At 68.7% G+C, this 17,615-nt stretch carries 21 protein-coding genes; 14 read left to right on the top strand and 7 right to left on the bottom strand.

Going from position 1 to position 17,615, the window contains the following annotated elements:
• Positions 1-140: 140 nt before the first annotated feature.
• Both V8J38_RS05800 and mnmA read left to right on the top strand, forming a co-directional pair.
• Positions 141-425, top strand: a complete 285-nt coding sequence (locus V8J38_RS05800) for a DUF1153 domain-containing protein (protein ID WP_024353268.1) — start codon at positions 141-143, stop codon at positions 423-425.
• 110 nt (positions 426-535) lie between these two features.
• Complete coding sequence (gene mnmA / locus V8J38_RS05795) at positions 536-1,768, top strand: tRNA 2-thiouridine(34) synthase MnmA (protein ID WP_422388320.1); 1,233 nt, start codon at positions 536-538, stop codon at positions 1,766-1,768.
• A gap of 9 nt (positions 1,769-1,777) precedes the next feature.
• Here the strand turns inward: mnmA and V8J38_RS05790 are convergent, their stop codons facing one another.
• Complete coding sequence (locus tag V8J38_RS05790) at positions 1,778-2,140, bottom strand: VOC family protein (RefSeq protein WP_338578252.1); 363 nt, start codon at positions 2,138-2,140, stop codon at positions 1,778-1,780.
• Between the two features lie 66 nt (positions 2,141-2,206).
• Entirely contained in the window at positions 2,207-2,902 is a 696-nt protein-coding gene (locus tag V8J38_RS05785; RefSeq protein ID WP_291776553.1) for a helix-turn-helix transcriptional regulator, read from the bottom strand.
• Positions 2,903-3,015: 113 nt separating this feature from the next.
• Here V8J38_RS05785 and V8J38_RS05780 point away from each other — a divergent pair, with 113 nt between their 5' ends.
• Positions 3,016-3,660: a hypothetical protein gene (locus V8J38_RS05780; protein ID WP_291776555.1), complete on the top strand. Its 645-nt coding sequence runs from the start codon at positions 3,016-3,018 to the stop codon at positions 3,658-3,660.
• Positions 3,661-3,695: 35 nt separating this feature from the next.
• On the opposite strand, the gene V8J38_RS05775 is transcribed toward V8J38_RS05780, so the two are convergent.
• Positions 3,696-4,190: a winged helix-turn-helix transcriptional regulator gene (locus tag V8J38_RS05775; protein ID WP_291776558.1), complete on the bottom strand. Its 495-nt coding sequence runs from the start codon at positions 4,188-4,190 to the stop codon at positions 3,696-3,698.
• 164 nt (positions 4,191-4,354) lie between these two features.
• Between V8J38_RS05775 and V8J38_RS05770 the strand changes: the two genes are divergently transcribed.
• The 4 genes from V8J38_RS05770 to V8J38_RS05755 all read left to right on the top strand — a co-directional run bounded on the left by V8J38_RS05770 (position 4,355) and on the right by V8J38_RS05755 (position 7,585).
• A complete protein-coding gene (locus V8J38_RS05770) occupies positions 4,355-5,191 on the top strand; it encodes a thioesterase family protein (RefSeq protein ID WP_338578250.1) in 837 nt (278 codons plus the stop codon).
• 72 nt (positions 5,192-5,263) lie between these two features.
• Positions 5,264-6,454, top strand: coding sequence for a thiolase family protein (locus V8J38_RS05765; RefSeq protein ID WP_291776562.1), 1,191 nt, complete (start codon positions 5,264-5,266; stop codon positions 6,452-6,454).
• A gap of 50 nt (positions 6,455-6,504) precedes the next feature.
• A complete protein-coding gene (gene eco / locus V8J38_RS05760) occupies positions 6,505-7,017 on the top strand; it encodes a serine protease inhibitor ecotin (RefSeq protein WP_291776565.1) in 513 nt (170 codons plus the stop codon).
• Between the two features lie 232 nt (positions 7,018-7,249).
• Positions 7,250-7,585 (top strand): VOC family protein, encoded by a 336-nt coding sequence (locus tag V8J38_RS05755; protein WP_338578249.1) that lies wholly within the window; start codon positions 7,250-7,252, stop codon positions 7,583-7,585.
• 4 nt (positions 7,586-7,589) lie between these two features.
• Here V8J38_RS05755 and V8J38_RS05750 read toward each other — a convergent pair whose 3' ends face one another.
• The 3 genes from V8J38_RS05750 to thiE form a co-directional block, all read right to left on the bottom strand.
• On the bottom strand, positions 7,590-8,450 hold the full coding sequence (locus tag V8J38_RS05750; RefSeq protein WP_338578247.1) for a hypothetical protein: 861 nt from the start codon (positions 8,448-8,450) through the stop codon (positions 7,590-7,592).
• Between the two features lie 59 nt (positions 8,451-8,509).
• The gene (locus V8J38_RS05745) at positions 8,510-10,189 is read right to left on the bottom strand and encodes a sensor histidine kinase (RefSeq protein WP_338578246.1); all 1,680 of its coding nucleotides are present in this window, start codon (positions 10,187-10,189) and stop codon (positions 8,510-8,512) included.
• 64 nt (positions 10,190-10,253) lie between these two features.
• A complete protein-coding gene (gene thiE / locus V8J38_RS05740) occupies positions 10,254-10,925 on the bottom strand; it encodes a thiamine phosphate synthase (protein WP_338578244.1) in 672 nt (223 codons plus the stop codon).
• 117 nt (positions 10,926-11,042) lie between these two features.
• Here thiE and V8J38_RS05735 point away from each other — a divergent pair, with 117 nt between their 5' ends.
• From V8J38_RS05735 to V8J38_RS05710, 6 genes are all read left to right on the top strand, one after another.
• Positions 11,043-11,228: a (2Fe-2S)-binding protein gene (locus tag V8J38_RS05735; RefSeq protein ID WP_291776575.1), complete on the top strand. Its 186-nt coding sequence runs from the start codon at positions 11,043-11,045 to the stop codon at positions 11,226-11,228.
• Positions 11,229-11,390: 162 nt separating this feature from the next.
• Positions 11,391-11,891: a bacterioferritin gene (gene bfr, locus V8J38_RS05730; protein WP_291776578.1), complete on the top strand. Its 501-nt coding sequence runs from the start codon at positions 11,391-11,393 to the stop codon at positions 11,889-11,891.
• Positions 11,892-11,963: 72 nt separating this feature from the next.
• Complete coding sequence (locus tag V8J38_RS05725; RefSeq protein ID WP_291776580.1) at positions 11,964-12,500, top strand: TspO protein; 537 nt, start codon at positions 11,964-11,966, stop codon at positions 12,498-12,500.
• 127 nt (positions 12,501-12,627) lie between these two features.
• Positions 12,628-13,194, top strand: coding sequence for an elongation factor P (gene efp, locus V8J38_RS05720; RefSeq protein ID WP_200167699.1), 567 nt, complete (start codon positions 12,628-12,630; stop codon positions 13,192-13,194).
• Positions 13,195-13,327: 133 nt separating this feature from the next.
• On the top strand, positions 13,328-14,134 hold the full coding sequence (locus tag V8J38_RS05715) for an inositol monophosphatase family protein (protein WP_338578243.1): 807 nt from the start codon (positions 13,328-13,330) through the stop codon (positions 14,132-14,134).
• Between the two features lie 74 nt (positions 14,135-14,208).
• Positions 14,209-15,249, top strand: a complete 1,041-nt coding sequence (locus V8J38_RS05710) for a glycerophosphodiester phosphodiesterase (protein ID WP_338578242.1) — start codon at positions 14,209-14,211, stop codon at positions 15,247-15,249.
• A 32-nt stretch (positions 15,250-15,281) separates the two neighbouring features.
• Here V8J38_RS05710 and V8J38_RS05705 read toward each other — a convergent pair whose 3' ends face one another.
• Complete coding sequence (locus tag V8J38_RS05705) at positions 15,282-17,126, bottom strand: ABC transporter transmembrane domain-containing protein (RefSeq protein WP_338578240.1); 1,845 nt, start codon at positions 17,124-17,126, stop codon at positions 15,282-15,284.
• Between the two features lie 132 nt (positions 17,127-17,258).
• Between V8J38_RS05705 and rpmE the strand changes: the two genes are divergently transcribed.
• Complete coding sequence (gene rpmE / locus V8J38_RS05700) at positions 17,259-17,483, top strand: 50S ribosomal protein L31 (RefSeq protein ID WP_003168899.1); 225 nt, start codon at positions 17,259-17,261, stop codon at positions 17,481-17,483.
• Positions 17,484-17,615 lie beyond the last annotated feature (132 nt).

The raw sequence follows: 17,615 nt of genomic DNA, 5'->3' as shown, positions 1-17,615 counted from the left end.
TCCTTCCTTTAGCCGGCGCAGAAGGCGCCGGACCGGCCGGATGCGTCTTAGCCATTCCTTCACCACGACGCTTAAAAGCCTTTTAGCGGGCGGGGGCCTAGCCTGCGCGTCTATGGTGGTGGTGAGAGAGGCTTAAGCCCATGCTGCAAGAGCGACGCCTTAACAGTAACGGCGAACAGTACGTGGTCGGCCCGACGGGTACGCCCCTGACCCTGCGGGATCTTCCGCCCTCGGACACGAACCGCTGGGTCATCCGCCGCAAGGCCGAGGTCGTGGCCGCCGTGCGCGGCGGGCTGATCAGCCTGGAGGACGCCCTGGAGAAGTACCGTCTGACGGCCGAGGAGTTCATGGCCTGGCAGAAGGCCATCGACAAATGGGGCATGCAGGGTCTGCGCACCACGCGCATCCAGAGCTACCGCGACTAGGCTTTTCGCCTGAACGCATGATCACGGCCGCTCCAGAACGGGGCGGTCTTTTTCATTGGACGCGCCTTCGTTTCGAGCCAGGCCTCGAAATCGCGCGCATCAGGGCCTAAATGGCGGCGATGACCATGGACGCCCTGACCGACGACATCCTCTGCCCCGTTCCCGACATCGCCCCCATGTCGCAAGCCGACCTGGACGCCGCGATCGAGAGCGTGCGACAGGCCGTCGGCCTGCCGCAGGGCGCGCGCGTGGTCGCCGCCATGTCCGGCGGAGTGGATTCCACCGTCGTCGCCGCCCTGCTGCACAAGGCGGGCTATGACGTGGTGGGCGTGACGCTCCAGCTCTATGACCACGGCGAGGCGCTGAAGAAGAAGGGCGCCTGCTGCGCGGGTCAGGACATTCACGACGCCCGTCTGGCCGCCGACCTGATCGGCATTCCGCACTACGTCCTCGACTATGAGAACCGCTTCAAGGACGCGGTGATCGACCAGTTCGCAGATTCCTATCTGAAGGGCCAGACGCCGGTCCCCTGCATCCGCTGCAATCAGACGGTGAAGTTCCGCGACCTGCTGGACGTGGCTCGGGACCTAGGCGCCGAGGCCATGGCCACCGGCCACTATGTCCGCCGCGCGACGCACGGCAACCGCTCGCAGATGCGCAAGGCGGTCGATCACTCGCGCGACCAGTCCTACTTCCTGTTCGCCACGACGCAGGATCAGCTCGACTATCTGCGTTTCCCGCTCGCCGATCTGGAAAAGCCCCAGGTGCGGGGCGTCGCCGCATCGCTGGGCCTGCGCATCGCCGCCAAGCCGGACAGCCAGGACATCTGTTTCGTGCCGACCGGCGACTATCGCACCTTGATCGACCGCCTGCGGCCACAGGGGCGTGAGGCGGGCGAGATCGTTCACATGGACGGCCGGGTTCTGGGCCGCCATTCGGGCATCACCGACTACACCATCGGCCAGCGCCGGGGGCTGAACGTCGCCGTTGGCGAGCCCCTGTTCGTGGTCAAGCTGGACCCCGACCATCGCCGCGTCATCGTCGGCCCGCGCGAAGCCCTGCTGACCGCCCGCCTGACGCTGGAGGAAACCAACTGGCTGGGCGATCAGGCCACGATCGAGGAAGCCGCCCGCGACGGCGCTCCGGTCCTGGCCCGCGTCCGCTCGACCCGCCAGCCCTCCCCCGCCCGCCTCGCTTTCATCGATGACGCCGTTCAGGTGGTCTTCGATCAGGGCGAGGAAGGCGTTGCACCCGGTCAGGCCTGCGTCCTTTACGATCCGGCCGACGACGAACGGGTCCTGGGCGGCGGCTTCATCCAGTCGACCGAAGCCGTGGCGGTCTAACCCCCATCGTCACCCTCGGGGGCTGTCCCGAGGGTGACGGTTCCGATGGGCCGCGTAGACCCGCAGGCAGTTGCCGTCCGGGTCGCGCGCCACGAAGCCGTGGCCGCCGTCCATGTCCGTCGGCGGCAGGACGATGCGCGCGCCCCGGTCCCACCAGTCGATGTGCAGTTCATCCACCACGCCGGGCGCCTCCATGCGCAGGTCCGCCTGGGTTCCGCCTCGACCGCGCCACAGGCTGAGTCTCCGCCCCGGCGCCAGCAGGAAAACGGCATGGTCCGGCCCCGCCTCGACCGGTCGTCGGCCCAGCAGCCCGGCGTAGAAACGCGCGCTGGCGTCCGGATCGGCCACGTTCAGCACAATGTCGTCGCTCATGGTCAAGGTCCCTCCGCCTGAACAGAAGGAGAACCTAGCCGGACCTGCCGCCAGTTTCTGTCAGCATCATCGCGGCGGCCCCTGACGGTCGCAGGCCTCGTGCCATCGCTTCAGCAGCACCGCCTTGCGCGTGGGATAGCGAGCGTCCAGCACCTCGACCTCGACGATGCGGTCGGTGCGGAAGCTGCGGAAATCGCCGCGCAGCTCGCACCAGCCGATCAGCAGCCGCACCCGGTCGAAGAAGGCCAGGGCGAAGGGCCAGACGACCCGGTCCGACGCCGCGCCCGCCTCGTCGCGATAGCTCAACCTCAGCTTGCGTTCGATGCGGATCGCCTTGCGCAAATGGGCCGGATCGACCGCATCGGCCGGGATCGGCGCGCCCGGCCCGATGAACAGGGCCGAGGCCTCCATCTCGTCGCGCAGATCCGGCGGCAGCACCGCCGCGATCCGCGCCTGGGCGCTCAACGCCGCATCGCGCAATCGCGCATCCGCCCGCTCGGCCACCCAGCGCGAGCCCAGGGCCAGGGCCTCGATCTCTTCCGGCGTGAACATCAGCGGCGGCAGCAGATAGCCGGGCTTCAGCACATAGCCCACGCCCGGCTCGCCCTCGATCGTCGCGCCCTGCGCCTGCAGGCTGGCGATGTCGCGATAGAGGGTGCGCAGGGAAACGCCCGTCTCCTCCGCCAGCGCGCGGCCGCTGACCGGCCGACGATGGCGCCGCAGGGTGTTGAGCAGATCAAGAAGGCGTTCGGAGCGCGACACCCCGCAAGCTTAACAGACTTGCTGTCAGAAAGCGGCAGCATGGGTCGGACAGAGACGCTCTTGCTCCCGCCCCGCCTGAGCGGACATGATGGATTTCCAACGGGAGAACGCCCTTGCGCGGCATCGACTTCAGCTCATGGCAGAGCCTGTTCGCCACCTTGCTGGGCCTGGCCCTGGTCACGCTGATCGGGATGGGCATACGGCTGATGATGATGTTCGCCATCCAGCAGCGCCGCGAACGGATGAACCGCCAGATCAACGAGCGCCTGCGCACCCTGATCGCCGCCTATAAGGTGCTGGGCGGATCGTTCACTGGCGATCTGAGCGTCGACCCTCGCCACATGCGCGACATCCGGCGCGGCGGCGCCGGCGACGACGACGCCGCCGCTCACGCACGCTCGGACCGCGCCCGCCGCATCCGCGATGCGGTTGAATCGGCCCTATCCGACATCATCCTGCTGGGGACGGAAGACCAGGTGCGCCTGGCCGAGCAGGCCGCGCGCGACCTCGTCGCCGGACGGCCGGTGCAGACTCACGCCCTGGTCGTCTCCCTGCGCGACTTCATCCGCAAGGCTCTGGACCTCACCCCCGTCCCGCGCGGCCTCGACATTCCGCCGCAAGGTCCGGCCCGCCCGTCAGGAAGCAAGAGCGGCCGCGATGACGCCAAGGGCGGCGGCTCCGGCGGCGGAGGGGGCGGCATGGGCATGGGGATGGGCATGGGCGGCTCGGACGACGTCTCGCAGCACAAGACAGGCTGATCGGCATTCCGCCAGCCTCCCCCCGGCGCAGACTCTCAGGCCGCTTCGTCCTTGGCCGGCATGACCTCGCCGACGGTCGGTCGGTTCTCAGTGAAGACCACCTCCACCTCGCGCGGGCGAACCATCTCATTGCAGCAGCCGCAGGCGATGCGCGGCTTCAGGTCGTGCCCGCAGGTCTTGTGGCGCAGGACGATGCCCGACGGTTCGTCGCCATAGACGTGCTTCTCGCCCCAGGCGTGCAGGGTGACGAGGACGCCGTACAGATCCTTGCCCTTGGCGGTCAGCACATATTCGTTGCGCGGCGGGCGTTCGGAATAGGGGCGCGGCTCCAGCACGCCGTGATGCACCAGGGATTTCAGGCGCGCGGCCAGGACGTTGCGCGCGACGCCCAACCGCTCCTGCCACTGTTCGAAGCGACGGACGCCGTTGAAGGCGTCGCGGATGACCAGCATGGTCCACGGATCACCGATCACCTCGAGGGTGGCGGCGACCGAGCAGCTCTGGCGCGAATAGTCGGCGGTGCGTCCCATGACCGGAAAGTGACCTCGCGTCAGGCTTTTGACAAGGGTTGCCAATCGCGACGGAGTAATTCAGTTTCTATTTGCAACGGACATGGCCGCTCCCCGGCCGTTTCCTTCCCTCGACTCGGAGGCGGCGCCGTCGCAGGTTCCGCCTCCGCTTTTCGATGAGAGCCATGACCGAACCCGAGTTGATCCACGCCGCCTTCCGCCTGACGCCCGAGGACGATGGGACCTTGGCCGCCCATCTGTCGGGCGAGTTCTCCAACGGCCCGATCAGCGCCCCGCCCGAGGCGGGCTTCCCCTTCGGCGGCCTGCTGGCGGCCCTGTGCGCCGGGGCCATGCGCCAGGGCCTGGGGATCGAGGCGCCGCTGCGCAGCCTGACGGTCCAGTATCTGGCCGCCGCCCGCTATGGTCAGTCCCTGCACTTCCGGCCCCGGATGCTGCGCGGCGGCCGCAACGTCGCCTATGCCGTGGTCGAAGGCGGCCAAGGCTCGAAGCTGACCCATCACGCCAGCGCCACCTACGGCCTCGACGGCGCGACGCCTGTCCCGTTGACGCCGCTGCTGGCGCCGCCGCCCTCGCTGGACAGCCTGAAGGACGCGCCGGGCATCAGCGGTCCGATGGCCCCGCGCTTCTCTCAGCACGTCGACTATCGCTTCGACGGCGGCCCCAACATCCTGGGCGGCAATGAGGGCAAACCTGTCGTCGAGCGGGTCTGGATGCGGGTGAGGGACGGCGCGGCGCTGGACGAACTGCGGATGTGCTACCTGCTGGACGCCCTGTATCCGCCCGCCTGGACGGCCTTCAAGGCGCCGCCGATGATGACGACGGTGGACCTGCGCTGCGATTTCCTGGCCGATCCGACGCCGGACAGCGCGCCCGACGGCTGGGCCTTCTTCGAATACCGGCTGCTGGACCACGGTCTGGGATGGTCGGTGGACGAGGCGATCGCTTGGGGCGCGGACGGCCGCCCGCTCGCCCTGGCCCGCCAGCGCCGCAAGCTGCTGTGAGGCGCCGCTTGCCAGTGGGCCTTCGCCTCCCCTAATCCCCCTCGAAACGATTCAATTACGGAAACGCCTGTCATGACCGCCGCTGCTGATCCCGTCGTCATCTGCTCCTTCGCCCGTACCCCGATGGGCGGCTTCCAGGGCGCGCTGTCGCCGGTCAAGGCCACCGATCTGGGCGCCGCCGCCGTCAAGGCCGCTGTCGAGCGCGCGGGCGTCGCGCCTGAAAAGGTCGAGCAGATCTTCATGGGCTGCGTCCTGCCTGCCGGTCTGGGCCAGGCCCCCGCGCGTCAGGCCGCTATCGGCGCCGGGCTCGGCAAGCACGTCGAGGCGACGACGGTGAACAAGATGTGCGGCTCAGGGCTCCAATCGGCCATGATGGCGCACGACGCCCTGCTGGCCGGCACGGCCGAGGTCATCGTCGCGGGCGGCATGGAGTCGATGACCGGCGCCCCCTATCTGATGAACAAGCACCGCGGCGGCGCCCGCATCGGCCACGACGTCATCGTCGATTCCATGATGATGGACGGCCTTGAAGACGCCTATTCCCCCGGCAAGGCCATGGGCGTCTTCGCCGAAGACGCGGCCGCCCAGTATCAGTTCACCCGCGAAGCGATGGACGAATACGCCATCGAAAGCCTGACCCGCGCCAAGAACGCCATCGCCTCGGGCGCCTTCAAGGCCGAGATCGTCCCGGTCGAGGTGTCCACCCGCAAGGGCCCGGTGACGGTCAGCGAGGACGAACAGCCCGGCAAGGCCGATCCGGCCAAGATCCCGACGCTGAAGCCCGCCTTCGTCAAGGACGGCGCGATCACCGCCGCCAACTCCAGCTCCATCTCCGACGGCGCGGCCGCCATGGTCATGACGCGCGAAAGCACGGCCAAGGCGCTGGGCCTGCCCATCGTCGCCCGCGTGGTCAGCCACGCCGCCCACGCCCATGAGCCGGGCCTGTTCACCACCGCCCCGGTTCCGGCCATGCAGAAGGCGCTGAAGAAGGCGGGCTGGTCGGTCGAGGACGTCGACCTGTGGGAGGTCAACGAGGCCTTCGCCGTCGTCGCCATGATCGCCCAGCAGGAATTGGGCATCGACCGGGCCAAGTTGAACGTCAACGGCGGCGCCACGGCTCTGGGCCACCCCATCGGCGCCTCGGGCGCGCGCATCCTGTCGACCCTGCTGGCGGCGCTTCAGGCGCGCGGCGGCAAGAAGGGCGTGGCCTCGCTGTGCATCGGCGGCGGCGAGGCCGTGGCCATGGCGGTGGAACTCGTCTGAGCCTGCGGCGTTGTCGGCGGCCTAGCTTACTGACTACGGAGACCTCCCCCTTGAAACTCCCCGCCCTGCTCGCCGCCGGCGTCGCCGCCCTCAGCCTGACCGCCTGCGCCACCGCCCAGGCCGAAGGCGCCATGACCCAGGCTGACTCCGTGACCGGCCAGGCCGGTTCCGCTGACCTCAAGGCCTTCCCGGCCGCGACGGCGGGCCAGACCCGCCACGTCATCAACCTGCCGGCCCAGTCGGACGAGGACGCGCTGAAGGTCGAGCTGATCCTGGGCAAGACCCAGACGGTCGACTGCAACCGCCAGTTCTTCGGCGGCCGCCTTGAAACCCGTACCGCCGAGGGCTGGGGCTACGACTACTATGTCCTGCCCGCCCTGGGGAACGCGGCCAGCACCCTGATGGGCTGCCCTCCGGGCTCGGAGCGCGAAGCCTTCGTGACGACGCAGGAACAGCCGCTGATCCGCTACAACTCGCGCCTGCCGGTGGTGGTCTACACGCCGTCGGACGTCGAGGTGCGCTATCGCGTGTGGCGTGCGGGCGAAACCCAGACAGTGCGCTGATCGCCGCCGTTCATTGAAATCAGACGCGGGCGTCGGTCGGATTCGATCGGCGCCCGTTCTGTATCAGGCCCACGTCTTCCATCCGCATCCCGCTGCATCAGCGAGGCCAGGGAGGCGCATCCGGCGCTCAGGACGATCATGGGCCGACTCCTGCATTTGCGAACCATTTGCAGGTTTGCGCAGAGTCGGCCGTCGTGCAAGCGTCCGTCTCCATTTCTCTCGGAGAGTCGCCATGCGCGAAGACGGCAAGCTGGATTATCTCGAACTGCCCGCGACGGATCTGGCGGCGCACAAGGCCTTCTACGCCCAGGCGTTCGGCTGGAGCTTCCAGGACTACGGACCCGCCTATGCGGCGTTCAGCGAAGGGCTGGACGGCGGCTTCACCCCCGACGCCATGACGCCCAGGCCCCTGCCCATTCTCTACGCCCAGGATCTGGAGGCCATGCAGGCCAGGGTCGAGGCGGCGGGCGGCGCGATCACCCACGCCATCTTCGCCTTCCCCGGCGGGCGACGCTTCCACTTCCGCGACCCGTCCGGCAACGAACTGGCCGTCTGGTCCGAAAAGTAAGGCCCTACTTCGGGTCGACGGTCTGGGCGATGCGCTCGGCCTCGTCGCGGTCGGCGCCGTCCTGGGCCATCAGCCAGACGTGGATCTCGGCCGGTTCGGCCGAACGCTGGAACAGGTGCTCCATGGCGATGCGACGCTGGCCTTCGGTCGTCACCACCGAGACGCGGCCGCCGACCGTCACCTGTTCCCCGTCATAGATCGGAAATTGCGAGGAAGGCCCGGCGTAGATCATCAGATAGGTCTTGCCCGCCTTGCGCGCCGAATAGACGTGAGCGCCCGGCGCCGCCCGTCCCTCGACCAGTTGGAAGCCCGGCGGCAGGTCGATGCGGAACGGCAGGGCCGCCCGCTCGGCCGCGCTCAGGCCCTGAGGCGCGGGCGCGGGGGCGGGCTGCGGCGAGCGCACCGGCGCCGCAGGAGGCGGGGCGGACGGCGTGCGCGGGGCGGCCTGCGGCAGCGTCGTCGGCCTCGGCGATTGAGGCTGGGGGGCCGGCGAGGGAACTGCGGATGACGGCGTCGGCGAGGCCGGCGTCGCCGAAGCGGGCGCGCCGTTCAGGCGGCGGGTCAAGTCGTCGATCCGCGCCCGTTCGGCCGGGTCCTGGCGCGCGGCTGCAGGCGGGGATGCGGCAGGCGCAGGCGTCGGTCTAGACGGCGGAGCCTGAGGCGCGGCCTGGGCTGTCGGCGACGCGGCTCCCTGGGGCGCGGCTCTCTCGGGCGCGGCTCTCTGGGGCGCGGGCGGCGCGCCGTTCAACCGACGCGTCAGATCCTCGATGCGGGCGCGCTCCTCCGGGTCCTGCTGGGCTGATGCGGGCGTCGCCGCCGCAGCCAGCGGAGCGACAAGCGACAGGGCGACGATCACGGTTTTCATGGCGTCGACATTGGCGGCGAGGGCCGCGCCGGGTCAAGCGGCCATCTCGCCCTTCACGATCAGGCGCCGGGCAGCTCCACCCAGAAGGTCGCGCCCTGGCCCGGCGCCGAGGTCACGCCGATCTCGCCGCCTTGCAGCTCCACCAGCCGCTTGGCCAGGGTCAGGCCGACGCCGTGCCCCTCAATGGCCGAACGCTCCAGCCCCAGGCGATTGAAGGGCTCGAACAACTGGGCCTGCTTCTCGGCCGACAGCCCCGGCCCGCGATCGACGACCTCGATGCGCACGCGGTCGCCGCTCCAGGCAGCGCGCAGGACGACCAGGCCGCCCGCCGCTCCATACTTGACGGCGTTGTTCGCCAGATTGCCCACCACCTGGGTCAGGCGCTGGGAATCGGCCCGCGCCACCAGGTGATCGCCGGCGGCCACGACGTCGATCTTCACCGCCGCCGCCTCAGGATTCAGCAGCAGGCTGCGGCGCACGTCCTCCAGCACCCCGGTGACGTCGGTGGGCCTCAGATCGACCTTGACCGCCCCCGCCTCGGCCCGCGCCACGTCGAGCAGATCATGGGTCAGGGCCTCGACCTGGCGGGCCGTCTTGACCAGCATCTGCGCCATCTCGACCTGGTTGGGCGTCGTCGCGCCCAGGTGCCCGCCGGCCCACAGTTCGCCGATGCCGATGACGCCGCCGATCGGGCTCTTGATCTCATGAGCCACATTGGCCAGCAGGCGCGACTTGGCCGCCGAGGCGCGTTCGGCCCGCAGCCGGCCCTCGCGGGCCCGCTCAGTCAGGCGGTCGCGCTCCTCCAGCAGGGCGGCGACCATAACGATGGGCATATAGCCCAGCAGCACCAGAAGCTGGCCCAGCATCGCCCGCTGCTCGGGTGCGAAGGCGTGATAGGGGCCGTTCCCGGCCATGGTGCCGCCGATGGCCATGATCGAAACGATCACCAGGGCCCAGGCGATGCCGACCACGCGGAAGCGCACCGCCATCAGCACCAGCAGCGGCAGCAGCAGAAACCCATAGGGCAGGCTCAACTGCGAGAAGATGGCGTAGCAGGCCCCGAGGATCAGAGCGCTGAGCGCCACGCCCTCGGCCAGACGCGCGGGCTGGCGCAGAATATCCAGATGCTTCCGGCGCAGGGTCAGGCCGAACACGCCCAGGACAGCGAAGCCCAGGGCGTGCCCGCTCCACCAGATCCGCAGCGAATCCAGCAGATCCACGCCGATCATCATGTGCAGAGCGACGGCGCTGAACACGGCGGAAGGCAGCGGCGCTATGGCGCAGACCGTCAGGAACCGCGCCAATCCTTCGACGCTGTCGACGTGCAGTCCCGTCACCAGCCGTCGTGTCAGGACCACCGCCAGGGCGATCTCCAACAGGTTGGCCACGGTGAAAAGCAGAGCCAGGGTCGGCCCATTGCCGCTCAGGAACTCGCCCGCCAGGACTCCCGCGGCGATCAGCACGGCGAAGCCGCAATCATAGGCGGCTCCCCGACCGCCGCGCAGCCACAGGGCCATCGCCAGGCCGCCGGCGCCCCAGAGGGCCGCGACCACGCCATTGGCCCGGGCGAAGCTGATCGCCAGAACCACGAGGATCGTCACCCCCACGGCGGTCAGGATCGGCAGCAGAGGCTGTCGAAAGAAGGCGGCGTTCGCCTGCGACGACGGGGGCGCGACGGGCGCCTGGCCCGACGGCTCTACGACGGCTTCAGTCCTTTCGAGCGCGCGGCTCATCGTCATGATCGGGTCCACGATGCGACACTGGCCTCGCACCCTGCCCCAGCTTCCTAAACATCCTCTGAAGTCAGGCGACGGTCGCCGAAGCCGCCGCGAGGGCCGCGTCGAAGGCCCGCATGGCGGCCGCCGGCCCCTGCGGATGCGCCCAGACCCCGGCGCTGACGGCCACGAAGTCCGCGCCCGCCGCCGCCAGTCCGCCCGCGTTCTCGGCCGTGACGCCGCCGATGGCGACGCAGGGAACCTCCATCGTCTCCTGCCAGATGGTCAGGATCTCGGGCTCGGCGTGATGGACCACTTCCTTGGTCGCCGTCGGGAAGAAGGCGCCGAAGGCGACATAGTCCGCCCCGCCCTCGGCCGCCTCCATCGCCAGGTGGCGGCTGTCGTGGCAGGTGACGCCGATCATGGCGTCCTCGCCCATGATGCGACGCGCCTCGGCCAGGGAGGCGTCCTCCTGGCCCACATGCACGCCGTCGCAGCCCGTGGCGCGCGCCAGATCCGGACGGTCGTTCAGGATCAGAGCCACGTCGTGCGCCTGGCAGATCGGCTTCAACCGGGCGACGGCGGCCCGGATCTCCTCGTCCGAGGCCTCCTTCAGGCGGATCTGCAGGGCGGCGCAGTCGCCAGACGCCAGGGCGGCCTCCAGATCGGCGGCGAAAGCGTCCAGGTCCGGGATGGTGGCCGGGGTGATCAGGTACAGCCGGCAAGGGGGACGGGCGGGAATTTGCGGTTGACGAGCCATGGCCGAGCCCTGCCCGTCGGCGTCGGCGCCGTCAATGTCGCATGTGTATGCGAATGATTTGCACCCGCCTTAATAAGTGCTATAGCGAGCCATTCTCAGTGTTCCGGGTGCCTCGCCTTGTACGTCTGCAACTGTAACGGTCTTCGCCAGCGTGACGTCGCCCTCGCCATCGAGGCGGGCGCCAGCCGCCCGAAGGACATCTTCGCCAGCCACCAGTGCGCGCCCCAGTGCGCCAAATGCGTGTGCGAGATGCGCCAGATGATCCAGGAAACCCAGACCGCCTTCGCCATCGCCGCCGAATAGACGGTTTTGAAAGCGGATTTCACTCGCATTATCAATGCAGTGATAAAAACTCGCAAATAATCAGCGGCTGCAAAGCCGTGATATGAAGGTCGTCACGGGCGGTCAGGAGGCTCGGCCTTGCGTCGAGGCCGTCTCCGCCGCTGCTTTTGAAGGACGACGACCATGAAGGGCGATCCCGCGATCATCCGCACCCTCAATGCGGTGCTGACCAACGAACTGACGGCGGTGAACCAGTACTTCCTGCACGCCCGCATGTTCGAGAGCTGGGGCCTGGCCCACCTCGGCAACGTCATCTACGAGGAATCGATCGGCGAGATGAAGCACGCCGACATGCTGATCAAGCGCATCCTGTTCCTGGACGGCCTGCCCAATCTGCAGGATCTGCACAAGCTGAAGGTCGGCGAGGACCCGATCGAATGCCTGGGCGCCGACCTGCAGCTGGAGATCGACAGCCGCGCCACGACCCGCGACGCCGTCACCCAATGCGAGGAAGCCCGCGACTACGTCAGCCGCGACCTGCTGATGAAGATCCTGGCCGACACCGAGGAGCACGTCGACTTCCTCGAGAACCAACACAGCCTGATCCAACTGATGGGCGCCCAGAATTATCTGCAGTCGGCGATGAAGGAAATCGTCACCGACGGCGCCGCCACGGGGAACTGATTCAAGGCCGGGCGCGGCCTCAGAAGGCGGGAACGTCCGCCGCGCCCGGTTGTTCTTCGCTGCATGAGCAGCATGGACGACGCCCTCGACGCCGCCCGCGACCACGCGGCGGACTTCCTCAACGCCGAAGGCCGCGATTGGCGCCACGTCGCCCTGGGCGCGGCGCTGACCGTCGGCTTCGCCCTGGCGGCGACGGCCGTGGCGACCCGCGCCGTTCCTCCGCAGACACGCGGCCTGACCGGCGCCCGAAAACGCGAGGGTCCGATCACCGAGCGGCCGCGCGGACCGTTCAGCCTGATTCTTCCCGCCGTCTTCTCCGCCACCACCCTGTCGGCCCTGCGCGTGTGGAACGCGCCCGCAAGGCCCGGACGCAACGCCGCCATGGGCCTGTGGGCCGTCGCCCAGACGGTCAACGCCGTCTGGCTGGCCGCGCGGCCCACCGGACGGTGGACCCAGATTCTGGCCGCCATGTCGTCGGCGGGTCTGGCCGCCGCCTTCGCCCATGAAGCGCGCAAACTTGACCCCGGCGCGGGCAAGCTGGCCGCCCCGACGGGCATGGGCGTGCGCCTGGCCAATCAGGCGGAACGCGGTCTGGACGACGCAGTCTGAATCCGCGAGTCGCCGAGCAGCGCCATTGCCCTTTTTCGGCTTATCCTCTAGGGCTCCCGGCGATTTGGCGCGCCACGCCCTGGCGGTCGGCGCCTGCCGCCCCCCAGCAACGAGCCCTACGGTTCTCATGAAAATCAACGCCAACACCATCAAGCCCGGCATGGTCCTGCAACACAACGGCGGCCTGTGGGTCGTCACCAAGGCCAGCCACGTCAAGCCCGGCAAGGGCGGCGCCTTCGCCAACGTCGAGGCCAAGAACCTCGAAACCGGCAACAAGCTGAACGAACGCTTCCGCTCGGAAGACAAGGTCGAGCGCGTCACGCTGGAACAGCGCGACTACTCCTATCTGTTCGACAACGGCGAAACCCTCGTCTTCATGGACGACGAGTCCTATGAGCAGATCGAACTGCAAAAGGGCTGGGTCGGCGAAGACCGCATCCCCTACCTGCAGGAAGGCATGAAGGTCATCATCGAGTCGCACGAAGAGCGTCCGATCGGCCTGGAACTGCCGGAACAGGTCGTTCTGGAAGTCGTCGAGACCGAGCCGACCGTGAAGGGCCAGACCGCCTCGTCGTCCTACAAGCCCGCCAAGGCGTCGAACGGCATCCGCGTCATGATCCCGCCCTTCATGTCGACGGGCGAGAAAATCATCGTCGACACCTCGACCGGCGAATACGTCCGCCGCGCGGACTAACAAACGCCGTCATTCCCGGCCAAGGCCGGGCGCTGTAAAGACTACAGGGGCGCGGATGGTCCGCGCCCCTTTTGCTTCTCCGTCCATCCGGGCCGCAGGCCTTTCGAGGATCGACGGATCAGGAGAACCGCCTATGGCCCTCGCTTCCGCCCTGCTCCAGGTCATGATGGACGCCGTCCGCAAGACCGCCCGCCCGATGCTCCGGGATTTCGGCGAGGTGTCGCAGCTCCAGGTGTCCCGCAAGGGCCCCGGCGACTTCGTCACCGCCGCCGACGTCAAGGCCGAGCAGACCCTGTTCGAGCTGCTGCTGAAGGCCCGCCCCGGTTACGGCTTCCTGGGCGAAGAGCGCGGCATGGTCGAGGGCACCGACAAGACCCACACCTGGATCGTCGATCCGATCGACGGCACCACCAACTTCATGCACGCCATGCCCCACTTCGCCATCACGGTGGGTCTGGAGCGCAAGCATCCCGACGGCACGTCCGAGATCGTGGCCTGCGTCACCTACAACCCGGTCATGAACGAGATGTTCTGGGCCGAAAAGGGCAAGGGCTGCTACCTGAACGACATGCGCATCCGCATCGCCGGACGCGCCGACATGGCTGAGTGCTTGATCGCCACGGGCCTGCCCTTCATCGGCAAGACGGGCCACGGACAGGCCATCAAGGACATCCACGCCGTCGGCCAGCGCGTCGCAGGAATCCGTCGCCTGGGCGCGGCCTCGCTGGACTTCGCCTGGGTCGCCGCAGGCCGCTACGACGCCTATTTCGAGCGCAACCTGCAGCCGTGGGACGTGGCGGCGGGCATCCTGCTGGTCACCGAGGCCGGCGGCGTCGTCACCACCATCGACCAGGACGGCAACCCGATGCACGGCAAGCAGATCGTCGCCGGCAACCCGGAAATCCAGGCCAAGCTGCGCAAGATCCTGCGCGAGGCGTAAGGCATACACCCTCTCCCGATGGGAGAGGGTCACGTGATCACGCGCCTGTCACGTCCGCCCCCTACCCTTCGCGCATGATCGCCGCCATCCTGACCGCCGTCCTCCTGTCGTCGAGCCAACCGGCCATGTCCGCTCCCTCCGCCAAGCCGACCGTCATCGCCCATCGCGGCGCCTCGGGCGAGCGCCCTGAGCACACCCGCGCCGCCTATGATCTGGCCATCGAACAGAGCGCGGACTTCATCGAACCGGATCTGGTCATGACCCGCGACGGCCGTCTGGTCGTCCGCCACGAGAACGAGATCAGCGAGACCACCGACGTCGCCGACCGTCCGGAGTTCGCTGCGCGCCGCACCACCCGCGACGTGGACGGCGTTCCCATCACCGGCTGGTTCACCGAAGACTTCACCCTGGCGGAACTGAAGACCCTGCGCGCCCGCGAGCGCCTGCCCGCCCTGCGCCCCGCCTCGGCCGCCTTCGACGGCCAGGAGCCGATTTTGACCTTCGACGAAGTGGTCGAGATCGCCCGTGACGCCAGCGCCCGCACCGGCCGCGTCATCGGCGTCGCGCCCGAACTGAAGCACCCGTCCCACTTCGCCGCTCTGGGCCTGCCGATGGAGGACGCCTTCGTCGCGGCGCTGGAGCGCCACAGCCTGACCGGCGCCGACGCCCCCATCCTGATCCAGTGCTTCGAGGTCGGGACTCTGGAGCGGCTGGCCGCGCGCATCGACGCCCCCCTGCTGCAACTGATGCAGGCGAGCGGCGGCCCCGCCGACCGGCCCGGCGCGACCTACGCCGAGATGGCGACGTCAGAGGGTCTGGCCGAGATCGCCCGCTATGCCGCCGCGATCGGAGTTCAGGATCTGATGGTCGTGCCGCGTGACGACGCGGGCCGGGCGCTGGACGCCTCCAGCCTCACGGCTGACGCCCATGCGGCGGGACTGAAGGTCGTGGTCTGGACCTTCCGGGCGGAGAACCTGTTCCTGCCTGCCCAATACCGCATCGGCGAAGCGCCGGCCGACCACGGCGATCTGACGCGCTGGCTGAAAGCGGTCTACGCGCTGGGCGTCGACGCCGTGTTCAGCGACTTTCCCGCAGCGGCTGTAGACGCACGCTAACCTACCCTCTCCCGCCGGGAGAGGGTTTACGATCAGGTTCCCTGAAACTGCAGCTTCGCCAACCGCGCATACAGCCCGCCCTTGGCCGTCAATTCGGCGTGCGTTCCCTCTTCGACCACCTGACCGCCGTCCATCACCACGATGCGGTCGGCCCTCAGCACGGTCGCCAGACGGTGGGCGATGACCAGGGTGGTGCGTTCGGACATCGCCTGATCCAGCGCGGCCTGCACCAGACGCTCGTTCTCGGCGTCCAGCGCGCTGGTCGCCTCGTCCAGCAGCAGGATCGGCGCCTCGCGCACCAGGGCGCGCGCGATGGCCAGACGCTGGCGCTGGCCGCCCGACAGGCTCTTGCCGCGCTCGCCCAGTGGGGTGTCGAAGCCTTCCGGCAGGGCGTCGATGAAGCCCAGCGCCTGCGCCTCGGCGGCGACGGCGCGGGCTTCCTCCAGCGTCGCCGCTTCGCGGCCGAAGCGGATGTTCTCCAGCGCCGAACCCGAGAACAGCGGCGCCTCCTGCGACACCCAAGCGAAGCGGTTGCGCACATCGACCGGGTCGGCCGCGCGCACGTCCACGCCGTCCACCGACACCAGGCCCGACTGCGGGTCATAGAAACGCAGCAGCAGGCGGAAGACCGTCGACTTGCCCGCCCCCGACGGCCCGACCAGAGCCACCGTCTCGCCCGGCCGCACGGTCAGGCTGAAGCCCTTCAGCGCCGGCAAGTCGGGGCGGCCCGGATAGGCGAAGTCCACCGCTGACATCGACACCTCGCCGCGCGGCGGTTGAGGCAGGGCGACCGGGCTGGCGGGCGGGGCGATGGCGGGGGTCGCCCGCATTAGCTCGTCGATCCGCTCCATGGCGCCGGCGGCCTTCTGGACGTCGCCCCAGCTTTCGCCCAGCGCCCCGACAGCGCCCGCCGCGAACACCGACAGCAGCACGAACTGCAGCAGGGCGCCCGGCGTCATGGTCCCGGCGATTACGTCCTGCGCGCCCAGCCACAGCACCAGGGTCACGCCGCCGAACATGACGACGATGATCATGGCCGTCATCACCGCCCGCGCCCGCATCCGCTTCAGCGAGACGCCGAACGCCTCCTCCACCGCCGCGCCGAAACGGCCGATGGCGCTCCTTTCACGACCGAAGGCCTGAACCGTCTCGATGGCGTCCACGCTTTCCCCGGCGAAGCCCACGGCCCCGGCGAAGGTGTCCTGCGACTTCACCGTCAGGCGTCGCACGACCCGGCCGAACAGAAACAGCGGCACGATCAGAAGCGGCACGATCAGCAGGACTAAGGCCGTCAGCTTCGGACTGACGAAGAACAGCAGGATCACCCCGCCGATCAGGGTCAGCAGGTTGCGCAGCGCATAGCTGATCGAGGTGGTCAGCAGGGTGTCCACCAGCTGGATGTCCGTGGTCAGGCGCGACAGCACCTCGCCCGTGCGCATATGGGCGAAGAAGACGGGGTCCAGGGTCAGGATGCGCTGGAACAGCGCCTGACGCAGATCGGCGATGATCCGCTCGCCCGTCTTGGTGACGTAGAAATAGCGCAGCGCCGTCGCCAGCCCCAGGATCACGGCGTTCAGGCCCAGGATCAGGAACCACTTGTCAATATGGGCGCCGCCGCTCTCGAACCCCTGGTCGATGGCCCCGCGCGCCGTCGCCGTCAGAGCCAGGGAGGCGACGGTCGAACCGATCAGCCAGATCGCCGAAATGCCTGCGTCCATCCTGTGCCGCCCCAGGAAGGGCAGCAGCCGCCCGAGGGGACGAATGTTGCGGCTCTTGGCGCGCTTGCCGCCCGCCTCTTCCATCTGCTCGGCCAGAACGGCCCCGGCGCCGGGGCGGCCTGTCGGTTGAGCGTGGCGTTGGGGTTCTGCGTGGGTCATGGCCGCGCTCTTGCCCCGGAACGCCCCCCGGTGTAAACGCCGCCCCTCGCTCCCGTCGCGCCCTGCGGCGGGATTCTCTATTTACGCGCAGTGACGGTCGGCATCGTCGTCGCGCAGAGACGGACAAGATCGATGAAAGCGGACACGCACCCCGACTACCACTTCATCACTGTTGTGATGACCGACGGCACCACCTACCAGACCCGTTCGACCTACGGGAAGGAAGGCGCCACGCTGAACCTGGACATCGACCCGACGTCTCACCCGGCCTGGACCGGCGGCAACCAGCACCTGATGGACCGCGGCGGCCGCGTGTCGCGCTTCAACAACAAGTTCGGCGGCTTCATCAAGAAGTAAGCCACGCTTGGTGCGACAAGTTCGCCACAAAAGCGCCGGTCCGAGGGCCGGCGCTTTTTTGTTGCCCGGAACGCCGATAATATGAACGCGTTCGATCATTTGGGGCGTGGACGCTGGGTCCGGGCCTGATCG

Origin of the sequence: Brevundimonas olei, from assembly GCF_037055245.1 — a bacterium.
In the GTDB taxonomy this organism is placed as follows: domain Bacteria; phylum Pseudomonadota; class Alphaproteobacteria; order Caulobacterales; family Caulobacteraceae; genus Brevundimonas; species Brevundimonas olei.
The sequence above is the reverse complement of the archived record's forward strand: the minus strand, read 5'-3'. Positions and strand labels throughout refer to the sequence as shown.

Bases quoted from the DNA above. Each gene is read 5' to 3' on its own strand.
- V8J38_RS05800 (WP_024353268.1), top strand. From the start codon at position 141: ATGCTGCAAGAGCGACGCCTTAACAGTAACGGCGAACAGTACGTGGTC.
- mnmA (WP_422388320.1), top strand. From the start codon at position 536: ATGGCGGCGATGACCATGGACGCCCTGACCGACGACATCCTCTGCCCC.
- V8J38_RS05790 (WP_338578252.1), bottom strand. From the start codon at position 2,140: ATGAGCGACGACATTGTGCTGAACGTGGCCGATCCGGACGCCAGCGCG.
- V8J38_RS05775 (WP_291776558.1), bottom strand. From the start codon at position 4,190: ATGGGACGCACCGCCGACTATTCGCGCCAGAGCTGCTCGGTCGCCGCC.
- V8J38_RS05770 (WP_338578250.1), top strand. From the start codon at position 4,355: ATGACCGAACCCGAGTTGATCCACGCCGCCTTCCGCCTGACGCCCGAG.
- V8J38_RS05765 (WP_291776562.1), top strand. From the start codon at position 5,264: ATGACCGCCGCTGCTGATCCCGTCGTCATCTGCTCCTTCGCCCGTACC.
- V8J38_RS05755 (WP_338578249.1), top strand. From the start codon at position 7,250: ATGCGCGAAGACGGCAAGCTGGATTATCTCGAACTGCCCGCGACGGAT.
- V8J38_RS05750 (WP_338578247.1), bottom strand. From the start codon at position 8,450: ATGAAAACCGTGATCGTCGCCCTGTCGCTTGTCGCTCCGCTGGCTGCG.
- V8J38_RS05745 (WP_338578246.1), bottom strand. From the start codon at position 10,189: ATGACGATGAGCCGCGCGCTCGAAAGGACTGAAGCCGTCGTAGAGCCG.
- thiE (WP_338578244.1), bottom strand. From the start codon at position 10,925: ATGGCTCGTCAACCGCAAATTCCCGCCCGTCCCCCTTGCCGGCTGTAC.
- bfr (WP_291776578.1), top strand. From the start codon at position 11,391: ATGAAGGGCGATCCCGCGATCATCCGCACCCTCAATGCGGTGCTGACC.
- V8J38_RS05725 (WP_291776580.1), top strand. From the start codon at position 11,964: ATGGACGACGCCCTCGACGCCGCCCGCGACCACGCGGCGGACTTCCTC.
- efp (WP_200167699.1), top strand. From the start codon at position 12,628: ATGAAAATCAACGCCAACACCATCAAGCCCGGCATGGTCCTGCAACAC.
- V8J38_RS05715 (WP_338578243.1), top strand. From the start codon at position 13,328: ATGGCCCTCGCTTCCGCCCTGCTCCAGGTCATGATGGACGCCGTCCGC.
- V8J38_RS05710 (WP_338578242.1), top strand. From the start codon at position 14,209: ATGATCGCCGCCATCCTGACCGCCGTCCTCCTGTCGTCGAGCCAACCG.
- V8J38_RS05705 (WP_338578240.1), bottom strand. From the start codon at position 17,126: ATGACCCACGCAGAACCCCAACGCCACGCTCAACCGACAGGCCGCCCC.
- rpmE (WP_003168899.1), top strand. From the start codon at position 17,259: ATGAAAGCGGACACGCACCCCGACTACCACTTCATCACTGTTGTGATG.